The sequence below is a fragment of the Brevundimonas sp. UBA5866 genome (assembly GCF_002432125.1).
Taxonomy (GTDB): Bacteria; Pseudomonadota; Alphaproteobacteria; order Caulobacterales; family Caulobacteraceae; genus Brevundimonas.
Genome location: NZ_DJFS01000036.1, coordinates 1 through 12,100, shown reverse-complemented (window position 1 = coordinate 12,100; position 12,100 = coordinate 1). Strand labels below are relative to the sequence as shown.

11 protein-coding genes and 1 pseudogene are annotated in these 12,100 nt (G+C 63.9%); 6 read left to right on the top strand and 6 right to left on the bottom strand.

The window, feature by feature from the left end:
* Nucleotides 1–17: 17 nt before the first annotated feature.
* From B3H86_RS04150 to B3H86_RS04140, 3 genes are all read right to left on the bottom strand, one after another.
* On the bottom strand, nt 18–476 hold the full coding sequence (locus B3H86_RS04150) for a nuclear transport factor 2 family protein (RefSeq protein WP_292051342.1): 459 nt from the start codon (nt 474–476) through the stop codon (nt 18–20).
* Between the two features lie 29 nt (nt 477–505).
* Nucleotides 506–2,803, bottom strand: a complete 2,298-nt coding sequence (locus tag B3H86_RS04145) for a TonB-dependent receptor (RefSeq protein ID WP_292051341.1) — start codon at nt 2,801–2,803, stop codon at nt 506–508.
* Between the two features lie 172 nt (nt 2,804–2,975).
* A complete protein-coding gene (locus B3H86_RS04140; protein WP_292051340.1) occupies nt 2,976–4,169 on the bottom strand; it encodes an MFS transporter in 1,194 nt (397 codons plus the stop codon).
* A gap of 166 nt (nt 4,170–4,335) precedes the next feature.
* Here B3H86_RS04140 and B3H86_RS04135 point away from each other — a divergent pair, with 166 nt between their 5' ends.
* Nucleotides 4,336–5,457 carry a class I SAM-dependent methyltransferase gene (locus B3H86_RS04135; RefSeq protein WP_292051339.1) on the top strand — a complete coding sequence of 374 codons (1,122 nt, stop codon included), beginning with the start codon at nt 4,336–4,338 and terminating at the stop codon, nt 5,455–5,457.
* Between the two features lie 87 nt (nt 5,458–5,544).
* Here the strand turns inward: B3H86_RS04135 and B3H86_RS04130 are convergent, their stop codons facing one another.
* The 3 genes from B3H86_RS04130 to B3H86_RS04120 form a co-directional block, all read right to left on the bottom strand.
* A complete protein-coding gene (locus B3H86_RS04130) occupies nt 5,545–6,294 on the bottom strand; it encodes an IclR family transcriptional regulator (RefSeq protein WP_292051338.1) in 750 nt (249 codons plus the stop codon).
* Nucleotides 6,295–6,507: 213 nt separating this feature from the next.
* On the bottom strand, nt 6,508–7,281 hold the full coding sequence (locus tag B3H86_RS04125) for an isocitrate lyase/phosphoenolpyruvate mutase family protein (RefSeq protein ID WP_292051337.1): 774 nt from the start codon (nt 7,279–7,281) through the stop codon (nt 6,508–6,510).
* Nucleotides 7,278–8,240: an isocitrate lyase/PEP mutase family protein gene (locus B3H86_RS04120; RefSeq protein ID WP_292051336.1), complete on the bottom strand. Its 963-nt coding sequence runs from the start codon at nt 8,238–8,240 to the stop codon at nt 7,278–7,280. The genes B3H86_RS04125 and B3H86_RS04120 overlap by 4 nt, the downstream gene beginning before the upstream one ends.
* A gap of 309 nt (nt 8,241–8,549) precedes the next feature.
* Between B3H86_RS04120 and B3H86_RS04115 the strand changes: the two genes are divergently transcribed.
* From B3H86_RS04115 to B3H86_RS04095, 5 genes and pseudogenes are all read left to right on the top strand, one after another.
* On the top strand, nt 8,550–9,866 hold the full coding sequence (locus B3H86_RS04115) for an MFS transporter (protein ID WP_292051335.1): 1,317 nt from the start codon (nt 8,550–8,552) through the stop codon (nt 9,864–9,866).
* A gap of 100 nt (nt 9,867–9,966) precedes the next feature.
* Nucleotides 9,967–10,443: a hypothetical protein gene (locus B3H86_RS04110; RefSeq protein ID WP_292051334.1), complete on the top strand. Its 477-nt coding sequence runs from the start codon at nt 9,967–9,969 to the stop codon at nt 10,441–10,443.
* On the top strand, nt 10,440–10,925 hold the full coding sequence (locus tag B3H86_RS04105) for a hypothetical protein (protein ID WP_292051333.1): 486 nt from the start codon (nt 10,440–10,442) through the stop codon (nt 10,923–10,925). The genes B3H86_RS04110 and B3H86_RS04105 overlap by 4 nt, the downstream gene beginning before the upstream one ends.
* Before the next feature lie 10 nt (nt 10,926–10,935).
* Nucleotides 10,936–11,532, top strand: coding sequence for a hypothetical protein (locus B3H86_RS04100; RefSeq protein ID WP_292051332.1), 597 nt, complete (start codon nt 10,936–10,938; stop codon nt 11,530–11,532).
* A 76-nt stretch (nt 11,533–11,608) separates the two neighbouring features.
* A pseudogene (locus tag B3H86_RS04095) lies at nt 11,609–12,100 on the top strand (DNA ligase-associated DEXH box helicase); the annotation flags it as partial.

Genomic DNA, 12,100 nt, shown 5'->3' with positions numbered 1-12,100 from the left:
CTTGGCCGCAAGGCCGATCAGTTTTCCGGAGTGGTACGAGCCATGCCCGCGAACACGCCCCAGCGACCATCCCGCTTCACCCAGGTGTGGGTGACGTCGAAACGGTCATCGGCGGGGGTGCCATCGGCACGGCGGGTACGGTGCGACTTGTAATAGATCACCGCCGTGTCACCGTTCATCGAGAAGTCCTGGAAGGTCAGGGCAATCAGTTCGCGGTTGTCGGTGCGGTCGCCCGCACGGCCCAGATTGGTGGCGCGCATCGGGGTGGCGGTGACCGGCGGCCAGGCCATGTAACCTTCCGCGACATTGTTGCGGTAGTTGTCCATATTGCCCTGCTCGCGACCGGCGTAGATCGACAGCTCCATCGCCCAGATCTCGTTCTTGGCGGCTTCGATTTCCTCGGCGGTCTGGGCCATAGCGGGGGCTCCGGCGGTCAGGGTGATGGCTGCAACGGCAGCCATCGTCAGACGGGTCATGGATTTCATCGTTTCGTTTTCCCTATCGATCAGAAGGCGTAGCTGACGCGCAGGCCCATGGTGCGGCGCTCGCCCGGATAGACGCGGGTCTGAACGACACCGGTGACCGGTGCGCCGTCGAGCGTCGAAGGCGTGAAGGTGGCGCGTGCGAGGTATTCCTCGTCGAACAGGTTGCGGACCCAGCCGGCGATGGTGATGCGGCCGTTCTGCAGACCGACCTGAAGGTTGGTCAGGGCCAGATCGCCCTGGGTGTCCCAGTTCAGGCTGGTCGAAGGCTTGGCCTCCTGCCACGAGTAATCGACGCGGACATAGCCGTCGAAGTCACCGACCAGTTGCGGCAGGGTGTATTCGCCGCCGATGGAGTACTGGGCCTTGGTGGTACGCGACAGCTGCTTGCCGCCCACATCGATCGAGCAGCCCGGCTCGGTGATGGCCGTGCCGATCATGCGACCGCACGGAGCAGCGATCTCGGCGTCCTCGGTGCCGTCCTTGTAGGTCGGGTCCATCAGGGCGAAGCTGGTGCGCAGCGACAGGTTCGGCGTGAAGTAATAGGTCGAATCCCACTCGATACCGTAGGAGGTCGCACCCTCGTTGTTCTGGGTCACGGCCAGCGAAGCGCCCGGGATCGCGCCCTGCACCTGGATGTCCGTCCAGTCGATGTAGAAGATCGAGGTCGAGAATTGCAGCTTGCGATCGAACATGGTGCTCTTCACACCGGCTTCGTACGACCAGTTGGTTTCCGGATCGAAGGTGAACTCCGGCTTGCCACCGGCCTGCGAGTTGAAGCCACCGATCTTGTAGCCGTGAGCCGCCGACGCGTAGAACATGGTGTCCGGCGAATACTGGAACTTCAGTGAGGCCTTGGGCGTGAAGTAGTTGTAGTCCTGCTCGCCCTTGGCACCGCCCGTTGCGGCCGCACCTTCATAGGTCTGGGTTTCGCTGCTGTAGCGGCCCTCGACCGACAGGGTCAGGCGGTCGGTAAAGTCGTAATCAGCCGAAGCGTAGATGGCCTTGCCGCTCAGCTCCATCGTACCGCCGCGCGCGAAATTCAGCGTCAGCGTCGACGGGTCGTTGAGATGGGCATAGTAGCTGTACAGGCCGTCGCTGATGCTGCCGTCAAAGGCATAGACACCAACGATCCAGCGCAGACGCTGGTCTGCCGACGACGTCAGTTTCAGGTCGAAAGACAGCTCGTCCGAAGCATCGCCGACGGTCTGGGCGTAGCTCTGCTGGGAAAGCTGGCTACCCGGTGCCAGCGGCGTGGAGATGGCGTCCGCACGGCCGGTGCCGTCGTTGTTCTGACCGAACTTCGCATAGGTATAGCCCAGGGTGGCAGTGACCGTCGCGAAATCCATGTCATAGCTAGCAGTGGCGTACGACAGGGTGCTGTAGCCGGTCAGGCCGGTGGCTGCCTCAGTGTCCAGGTCCACGCTTTCCGGATACGGCAGGCTGCCGCAGTACAGGGTCATGCGGTCGCCGCGCGGTCCGGTGGTCTGCGAGCCGCAGTTGTTATCGTAGGTCTCGACGAAGGCGTACGGAGCCTGATCCTCGAAGGTGTCGGTACGCATGTGGAAGAAGCGCGCCGAGAAGCGGTCGGTCGGCTGGAACAGCAGCGAGGCACCGAGATTGCGGCGCAAGTCGTAACCACCGAGGTGACCACCGTCACGGCGGTTGTCGATGGTACCGTCGAACTCGCCTTCACCACCCCAGACGCGAATGGCAGCGATTTCACCGATGGGGATCGACAGGCTGCCTTGCAGCGAGCGGCGGCCGTAATCACCGATCTCTGCCTGAACCGAGCCGGAATAGTAGCCCAGGGTCGGCTCTTTCGAGACGTAGTTGATCGCGCCCGAGAAGGTGTTGCGGCCGTACAGAGCGCTCTGCGGACCCTTGACCACTTCGACGCGGGCCAGGTCCAGATAGCCGAACTCCAGACCCGAGCGGTTGTTCAGATAGATGCCGTCAACGAACACACCGACGTTGCCGATAGGCGCGGTCTGGTCGATCTGGGCGAGGCCGCGGATAACCGGAGCCTGATAGGTGCCGCCGATGCTCTGGAATGACAGACCCGGGGTCGCTGCAGCCAGGGTCTCCAGGTTCTGGATGCCCGCCTTGGCCATGGTCTCCGAGCTGAAGGCGCTGATGGCGGCGGGCACTTCCTGAAGGGTTTCCTTGCGCAGGCGCGCCGTCACCACGATATCGTCCACCGCCGAAGCGACCTGGGTATCATCGGCGGATTGTGCCCAGACCTGCCCGCTGGACAGCAGAACCGTCCCGAGCGCCGTCGCCGCCAAATAGAGTTTTGAACGCGTAGTCTTGGTGGACATTTTGGAAAACCCCTCTTCCTTGCAGGCGGTATTGGGGGCTTGGCTCGGACAGTCCGCATCCGTTCAATCGGCATTTCTCGCGTGATGGATAGATTTGCGCAGTGCACAAACTGAAATGGCTGCACCCTTGCCGGATGCAGCCATTGAAGTTTCCGACAGGCGGATATCGCTGTTAGCCGGTAACGGTCCCGACCGAGCGGGCGCGGTCGATTCCCAAGGCCAGCACCACCGAGACAAGCACCAGTCCCGCCCCCAGCAGGAAGGGCACCTGCGGCGCGACAAAGGCATAAAGGGCACCGGCGATAATGGGGCCCAGAATGCGTGATGCCGCCGCCGCCGCCATATTGGCCCCCATCAAGCGACCGGCCTGCCCCGGTGCGGCTTCCTTGGACAGCAGCGATGCTGCTGTCGGCATGGACAGGGCCAGCCCCAGCGATGCCAGCGCAATCAGACCTGTCATCATGCCGCCGCTCAGCGGTGCGGACTGCCCCAGAAGGGCCAGCGCCGTCATACACAGACCAAAGACCAGAACCTTGCGATCGCCAAAGCGGCGCACCGCCCGCGCGGTCACCAGCATCTGCACGCCCGCACCGGCGCAACCTGCCATAGCGAAGGCGAGGCCCAGCTCACGCGGGGACCACTGGAACAGACGCTCGGTCCACAGGCCAAAGACAGATTCCACACCGGCAAAAGCCGCCATGACCCCCACCCCGACCAGAATGAGGCACAGGGCCGCACGGCTGAGGCGGAAGGGCGCATCGACCAGACTTTGTCTGTCGGCGGCGACCTTTTTCGTGTGTGGCACCGCGCCTGCGATGATCAGGAAGCTGGCAAGGCTGAAGCCCGCCGACAGCAGGAAGCACAGGCGGAAACCGGCCAGCCCGTCTTCCGGCGACGCCAGCAGACCACCGACAGCCGGTCCGACGACAAAGCCGATGCTGGCACAGGCACTGATGATGGCCAGTCGCCCGGTCAGCTTGTCACGCGGGGTCATATCTATGATGAGGGCCTGCACGACACCGGTGCTGCCCGCAGCCACGCCGCACAGCAGACGGGCGATCAGGCAAGTCACATAGGTGGGCGCATAGGCCATGCCGACATAGCCGACCACACCCAGGGCCAGCGTCATGAGCAGCACCGGCTTTCGCCCCAGCTTGTCGGACAAACGCCCCCATACCGCCTCGCCTATCGCCTGGCCTATGGAGAAAACAGCAAAGATCAGCCCCACCTGCCATGCGTCGATCTGGAACGCGCGCGCATAGGAGGGCAGTAGCGGGATCGCCATGCCAAAGCCGATGGCTCCGATGGCTACAGTCATGAACAAGGCCAGCAGCGTCAGCGTCTGGCGCGAAGTGTCGGTCGACATATTGGCAGGTCTTTCGGTTGGACCCGCACTAGTCGCCAGTCGCGCCCCCCCGCGGAAAGGCGCATCGGTCCTTTATCCGCATAGCGGCCATCGAGAACAGCGTTCCGGACATTCGTCGCCACGCGATTTCATAGTACTGTCCAGCTAGCATCGATGGAGCGCGACTATGCCTGAAGCCGATACCGTAAAACCCGCCGCCATGTTCCCGACCGCCGTGGGTATGACCCAGCGCAGCCGCGCCAGCCTCGATATTCTGGGCGCAATGCTGAAATATGCCGCGGTGGACCTGCGCGATACGGCCCGCGAAGAGTTCGAGGCCTCTCCCAAGGGGCAGGCCCTGAAGGCCGCCCACGAAAAGCCGGGCACCCCCGAAGAGATCGCCGCCCGCGTGGACGAAGCCAAGGAACTGGCCTTCAGCAGCAATATCTACCGTATGGAGCGCTTTGTTCAGCGCTACGTCGCCGAGGAAATGATGGCGCGTAACGTCATCTCGGTCGAAGAGAAGCGCGAAGAGTACCTGCGTGACGCCGAACTGCCGGTCAACGGCGCGGGCGGTACGCTGGAGCTGAACCCCGACATCGAAATTCCGGAATACTACGACGGCGTCCACTACCACCTGGCCCCGCACGGCATCGATGACTTCGATCTGGGCGGCAAGGGCGCAGGCATTGGCCGCGTGTTCAAATACGGTGGCTTTGCCGCTGTGCCTCCGGGCTCGAACATCGCCCGCCAGCGTATCGATGTGGTCGAGCAGTTCCGCCGCCGTGACCACAAACGCATCCTTGAAATCGGCTGCGGCGGCATCGGCACCCTGATGGCCCTGCGCAAGGTCTTCCCCGAGGCCGAGCTGATCGGTTGCGATCTGAACGGTCGCGGCCTGAAGGAAGCCCACCGCATGGCCGAACGTATCGGCATGCAGTTCCACCTGAAACAGGCCGACGCCCGCGCCACGGGTCTGGAAGACGAAAGCGTCGATGCCGTGTTCAGCTATGCCGTCCACCACGAAGCGCCGGTGCCGGTGAACATCGAGATGTTCAAGGAAGTGCACCGCGTACTGAAGATGGGCGGCGAGTTCGTCATCTCCGATCCGGCACCGTTCCGCGGCGTGGACATCTTCACCGCCGTCCTGCTGGAGTGGGACAACGACCACCGCGAAGAGCCCTATTTCCGCGAAACCTGCCTGGCCTCGTGGGAAACCGAACTGCAGAAACTGGGCTTTGAAGCCGAAGCCTATGCACTGGGCCCGAACGGCTATCCGTGGGTGACCCGCGCTGTGAAGGTGGCCTAACGGCCACCCCTACCCGCCTTTGATCATAGAAAACCCCGCATCGCCGAAGCGATGCGGGGTTTTTGCTGGCTGGGACCTGGTGGGAACTCAGCCGACGCTGGAAAGACGGGCCGGAGCGAAATCGCCTGCTGTGGTGGTCGACAGGCTGCGGCTGATCTCGGCAGCGCAGCGCTTTACCTCGTCGCCGTAGCGGCGAAGGGCGTCTTCGGACTTATAGGCGACGGAGAAATAGACGAGATCGATGGCCCCCACGACGCGACCGTTGGAAAAGACCGGCGCGCCGATGGACGATGTCTTGCCGGGGGTCAGGCTGAAACGGTTGCGACCGCGCTGAGCCACGCCCTGCTCGCGGATCTCTTCCAGCATCACGTCCGACTGGATGAGCAGGAAGGTATGCGGATCGATCGGCGTTTCGCCCGCCAGCTCAATGGCCTCGAAAATCTCGGCCCGCTCGCGTTCCTCGGCAAAGGCCAGATAGGCCCGACCGCCTGCCGTCTCCAGCAGCGAGAAGGTATGGCCGGGATAGTGGCGGTCCAGCACCTGGGATGTCATGGCGTCGGTGCAGTCGCGCACCATCATTTCCGCCCCATAGCGGGTGGACAGCAGAACCGGCCAGCGGGTCAGCGCCGTCAGCTGTTCCAGATGCGGTCGCGCCAGTGCCACCAGTTCGCTGTGTTCCTGGAAACCTGCCGACAGGGCCCGCACATAGGCGGTGGGACGATAGCGTTTGCGGGCCGGTTCGCGTTCGATCAGTTCCTCGTGCATGAGGGTCTGCACCAGACGGCAGGCCGTGGGATATGGCACCGCAGCGATGCGGGCGATCTCGGCCATCGACATCGAGCCCTGACGGTTGATGCCGCAGCACAGCCAGACTACGGCTAACAGAGCGGATCGGAACGCCCTTTTCCATCACTCTACCTCCGACAAGCACGCGAACAAAACTTCGCAATACGAAGGTTGAACGCCCTTTGTTCGATCAACCAAGGCGCAAATATGACAGCTATCCGCCAGGTGGATAGCCTTGTTCAGCGAGACTGAGACGTTTTTTGTTCAATACGTCTTGATCGCCAGCCTCAGAGCTTCGCGGGCACCGTGCAAAATCTGGGGAAACAGGAAGGGATAGAGCGAGAGATTGTACCATTTCGCCAAAAGCGAACTCTCGGATTCCGGTTTCAGCCTTTGGCCCCACTCGAATCCGATCGGGGCAGGAAGGAAGGACCCATCTCCCATCAAAGACAAGTTGAGTGGCTCGCCTTCGGACCGCATGATGATCAGGTCGGCACCGGCTTCGATATAGGCTGCCGCACGGTCCACAACGCTGGCCGGTGTGTGTTCGGGATCGATTTCAACCACCGCGGCGATCAGGCAATAGCGGCGGGCATCCAGCGCGGCTTTCAGCTTTCCGATCATTTCGGCCACGGCGAAACGCGGCCCTTCGGCACGGTCGCGGCGACGCAGGGGGCGGTCGGATATCTGCACCACCGATGCCCCCGCGAACTCGAACGCCCGCACCGTGGCGGCGACATGCAGCGCATTGCCAAAACCGTCCGCGGCATCGGCGATCAGGGGCATGTCGCCTGCATCACGGACCACATAAAGGGCCTCGGTGATGGCTTCGGGCGACAGCAGTTGCGCCATCGGGCGGCCATAGCGGGACAGCGCCAGCGCGCTTCCCCCCACCAGAAGGGCGTCATAGCCCGCCTCAAGCGCCAGCCGCGCACCGAAATGGTCAAAACAGCCCGCCGCCGAGATCATGATCCCTTTGGAATGGGCGCGGTCCTGAAGCCGGTTCTCCAGCGAGCGGATGTGTTCGGGCGCGATCACCTGTTCCCCTCCCCGTCCGTCTCGGCATCCATCAGCGTTTCCAGACGGAAGGCGGGGTCGAAACGACGCCCCTGCTCGGCAATCCGTGACAGGCCCAGACGCTCGTTCAGTGCCCCGAACGTCAGCAGTTCATCCGACAGGGCCGCCGTGGAGCCATCACGTTTCAACACACCCAGAAGCCGCTCGGCCATTGCCGCAAAACCGCGCACCAGAGATCCCGATGCAATCACCAGACCATAGCCCATCTCTGACAGCTCGCCCGCCGTCAGGGAGGGGCTGCCGCCCTCGATCATATTGGCAACCAGAGGGGTGTCCGGAAACTGCTGCGCGATATGGCGATAGTCTTCCAGCGAGCGCGGCTGGTCTACGAACAGGGCGTCGGCACCGGCTTCGACATACAGGTGCGCGCGGGCAATGGCCGCCTCCATGCCTTCGTGTGGCAGGGCATCGGTACGGGCGATCACAAGCGTATTGGCTTCGCGCCGGGCGTTCACGGCGGCGCGGACTTTCTCGGCCATTGTGGCTGGGGTGACAAAGGTCTTGCCGCTCAGCGCCCCGGCGCGTTTGGGAAAGGCCTGATCATCGATCAGCACCGCCGAGGCTCCGGCCCGCTCCAGCAGGCGGACGGTATGTTCGACATTGATCGCGTCCCCGAAACCGTTGTCGGCATCCACGATCAGGGGCGTATCCAGCCGGTCGCGCACACGGCGCGTCACGGCGCACAGCTGGTCCAGAGAGATCAGACCGATATCGGGGCGGGCCAGCTGGGTGTAGCTGATACCGCTGCCCGAGATGAACATGGCCTCGAAACCGGCCTGTGCGATCATCAGGGCCGACAGCGCGTCGAACGCCCCCGGAGCCAGCAAGGCCGGTTTCCGGCACATCCGCCGTTTCAGCAGCAGACCCGCCGTTCCGGGCGCAGCAGCGTCCGCAACCGGAACGCCGTCGATGGTGGCCATTGATAGTCGCGGCAACCCGCTACTCCTCGTTTCGCTCGTCCAAAGGCCGGGTGCACTGCTGCGCAGGCGCGCCGAGCGGGTCGAGATGGATACAGTGCATAACGCTTTGGATACTGGTCGCGTAGGACCGCGAGTGCCGACAAGAGCAGCCCGATAAGCTATCGCCTGTCAGATAGATTTTCCGCAAACGACTACAGCGTTCGCCAAACGGATTTAAGACCTATATCTGTTTTTCGCGGTTATCCGGCAAGCCCTTTGGTCTCACCCCATCAGCGACGGCTCCAGTTTGCCCTGGGGGGCGCCTTGTTCATGCAGGGACTGGATTCGACGGCCATCGTGCCCGCCCTTCCGCGCATCGCAGAGGCATTTCAGGCACCGGAACTGGCCCCGCACATCCTGCTGGCGGCCTATTTCATCGGCTGTGGTGCCAGTCTGCCGGTGATCGGCTGGGCGTCGGACCGTTTCGGGGCACGCAGGGTCCTGCTGGTCGCCATCGCCGTATTCGTACTGGCAGGAATTGCCAGTGCGCTGGCCCCCGGCCTGATGTGGCTGACAGCCTCGCGTTTTGTGCAGGGGGCCGCAGCCGCCACCCTGATGCCGGTAGCGCGGATGCTGGCTGTGCGCACCGCGCCGCCCCAGGCCCTGCTCGGCATCATTACCGCCCTGACCGCACCGGCGATGGCAGGCCAGACACTGGGCCCCGCACTGGGCGGACTGTTGGCGGCGCACGAGGCATGGCGGGGGATATTTCTGGTCGGGGTGCCCTTTGCGGTCTGCAGTCTGGGTATCGTCGCCCTGATCGCGCCCGACGCCCGCCGCGAGGATTGCGGGCGTCTGGACTGGGTGGCGATGGTCATGGGCGTACTGGCCATGACCGCCGCGGTCGCCGGTCTGGGGACCATGCGCGATGACGGCCCACCCGTTTATATCTGCGCGGCTTTCGTCGCCCTGGCCGCGGGGCTGGGCACGCTGTTCGTGCGGCGCAATCTGGCATCGGATACGCCGCTCATCGATTTCAGGGTTCTGGCCGATCCCACATTCCGGCGCTGTTTCCGGGGAGGGCTGCTGTTCAGGCTTCTGGTCGGAGGCACACCCTTTGTCCTCGCCTATCATTTCCAGTCGGGTCTTTCGCTGGATGCCCTGACCAGCGGCCTTCTGATCACCGCCTCGGGGGCCGGGGCCCTGTTGGTCAAACCCTTTACCGCCCGCATCATCGGACATCTGGGCTATCGACCGACCTTGCTGTGGGCGGGTGGTGCCTCGGTGGTTCTGTTCCTGCTGGTGGCCTTTGCCGATCTGCGATGGCCGCTGGTGTTGATTGCCGGTGTTCTGGTGGCAGGAAGCTTTGTCCGCTCCCTGCAGGTCACTACCTTTGGAACCTTGTGCTATGCAGACCTGCCCGCCCGATCTGCCGGATCGGCCAGTGTGCTGAGCAGCATCGCCCAGCAGTTGTCCCATGCCCTGGGCGTCGCGATCGCCGCGGGGGCTATGGCGGCGGCCAGTGTCGCCGGCGCGCCCCCCTCGCAGGTCAGCCTGTCCGGATTTCTGGCCATCGCCATCGGCACCGGCCTTTGCCTGCCTGTATTCTGGCGCCTGTCTAAATCGGCTGGATCACGCCTGCTGTAGAGACCCCATATCTATGGCGCTAGGCCGCAAAAGCCCCGTCCCTATGATCCGCGCCAAGCCTCGAAAGGGCGAGTTGGAATCTATCAGGAGGGCTGCGCCCATGAAGATCAAGACCGGCCTGCTGGCCGCCGCCGCCGTGCTGTCGCTTGCAGCCTGCAACAATGCTGAACCGGCACAGGATACCGCACAGGACGCTGCACAGGACACCGCCACCCCTGCGGTCGAAACCGATGAACAGGTCGCCGCGCGTGTCGAGGCCAGCCTTTCGCCGCTGGACTACAAACTGCGTCAGATCAGCTGCAATGAAGCCATTTCGGCAGCCAAGCGGGTCAGGGAAGGCAGCTTCACGCCGGAACTGACGGCAAAGGTCGCCGCCGCCGAGCGTCTGGATTTCATCAAACTGGTCCGTGGCGTTCGCGAACTGGGTGCAGACGCCAGTGCGGTCAACACCGCCCAGCGCGCCATCATCACCCTGCCGCAGCGCGTGGAGGATGTAACGCCCGAATACATCGCCCAGACCGAGGAATGCGTGGCCATCGTCAATGTCGAGAAGGCCAAACAGGAGGCCGAGGCTTGAACCACAAGCTGATGGTTGTGGCGGCGCCGGCAGCCGCCACAGCATTGGCTGCGTGCTCCAGGGCAGATGACACGTCGTCCGCTGCGGATGCCGAGCCTGCGCCCATACCCATGCTGGATCCGGCCCGTGGCACCACGGGCGATGCCGCCCTGCTCCCGGAGGCACTGGCACTGATTTCCACCCTGTCACCGCAGGAACTGGCTATGGCCCGTCTGTCCTGCGCCGGGCCGCTGGTATCAGCCCGGGCCAATTCGCATATCTTCGATAGCGAACTTGCGGCAGAGCTTAAATCGGTCAAAGCTTTCAGCCGGACCGAGCTGTTGGCCAAGCCACCGCTGAACACACTCAGCGTGGCCGAAGCCCGTGCCATCATGGATGCCTCTCCGGCCTTCACGCCTGTCAGCCAGCCCAGTCCCGAAGAGATCGAGGGTATGCGCCAGTGTGTCCTGCTGGCGAAACACTATGCCGGACAGCAGGACTAGGAGACGCCCCTTGCGGTTCAACATCACTGTTCCAGCCACCCTCGCTTTGGCGGCCCTGATCATCGGCGGATGCAATCCATCGAAGCCGTCGAAGGATGCGCCCGACACCGTGGTGGACACCAGCAGACTGGTGACAGGCCCCGCCTCCCCGCAGTTCAATGCAGCGGACGATGCTATGGCTCCCGCTGCTCGCGTCGCGGACACGCTCCAACCGGAAACGCCGACGCCCACCTCGCCCGCCGGGAACATCTATACGCCCGCCAGCGGAACGGCAGAACGCAAGGCCCTGATGGACGCCTTGCGCGCAAAGGTGGACAGCGAACTGGGCGGTCAGGCCGAGTTTGTGGTCAAGACCCTGCGCTCGAACGGACAATGGGCCTTTGCCGAGGTCGAGCCCCAGTGGCCGGGTGGTCGCAGGATCAATCCTGCAAACACCCCGCTTTACCGCGGGGACCCGGACTGGCCGTTCGACGGCCTGCACACCGAGGCCATCTGGCGCAAGGTGGACGGGCGCTGGACCGTGTTCGCCCATTCCATCGGCTCGACCGATGTGTGGTGGACCGAGCATTGCAACACGGTGCCAAGAGGCATCATGACCGGATGCTGAAAGTGAAAGGGGCGGCCCGTCGCGGTCGCCCTTTTTCATGTCCGCAACCGCCAAGCCAGCGCCGCGTTAGCTTTGCATGAACACCACCGCCGAGGCCCGACGCTTTGCCGCCGTCCTGCATCCAACGCCGCAAGGGCTGTGGTGTCCGCAAGGGCGGTTTTTCATCGATCCACCGCGCCCGGTGGAGCGCGCCGTCATCACCCACGGCCATGCCGACCACGCCCGTTGGGGCCACAAGCACGTGCTGGCCACGCCCGAGACGCTGGCCATCATGGCCACGCGCTATGGGGCCGATTTCGCGGGCAGCACCCAGAGCCTTGAATACGGCGAGCGGGTGAAGGTGGGCGGGGTCGAGGTGTCGCTGCATCCGGCGGGGCATGTTTTAGGCTCGGCACAGGCCGCCATCCGGCACGGTGGCATCACCATCACGGCCAGCGGCGATTACAAGCGCCGCCGCGACCCGACCTGTGCGGGGTTCGAGCCGGTGCCGAGCGATGTGTTCATCACCGAGGCGACCTTTGGCCTGCCCGTCTTCCGCCACCCGCCCGACAGCCACGAGATCGGCAAG

Excerpts from the sequence above, each read along its gene's own strand:
- B3H86_RS04120 (WP_292051336.1), bottom strand. The coding sequence starts at position 8,240 with ATGGCCACCATCGACGGCGTTCCGGTTGCGGACGCTGCTGCGCCCGGA.
- B3H86_RS04110 (WP_292051334.1), top strand. The coding sequence starts at position 9,967 with ATGAAGATCAAGACCGGCCTGCTGGCCGCCGCCGCCGTGCTGTCGCTT.
- B3H86_RS04145 (WP_292051341.1), bottom strand. The coding sequence starts at position 2,803 with ATGTCCACCAAGACTACGCGTTCAAAACTCTATTTGGCGGCGACGGCG.
- B3H86_RS04135 (WP_292051339.1), top strand. The coding sequence starts at position 4,336 with ATGCCTGAAGCCGATACCGTAAAACCCGCCGCCATGTTCCCGACCGCC.
- B3H86_RS04115 (WP_292051335.1), top strand. The coding sequence starts at position 8,550 with ATGCAGGGACTGGATTCGACGGCCATCGTGCCCGCCCTTCCGCGCATC.
- B3H86_RS04130 (WP_292051338.1), bottom strand. The coding sequence starts at position 6,294 with ATGTCGATGGCCGAGATCGCCCGCATCGCTGCGGTGCCATATCCCACG.
- B3H86_RS04140 (WP_292051340.1), bottom strand. The coding sequence starts at position 4,169 with ATGTCGACCGACACTTCGCGCCAGACGCTGACGCTGCTGGCCTTGTTC.
- B3H86_RS04150 (WP_292051342.1), bottom strand. The coding sequence starts at position 476 with ATGACCCGTCTGACGATGGCTGCCGTTGCAGCCATCACCCTGACCGCC.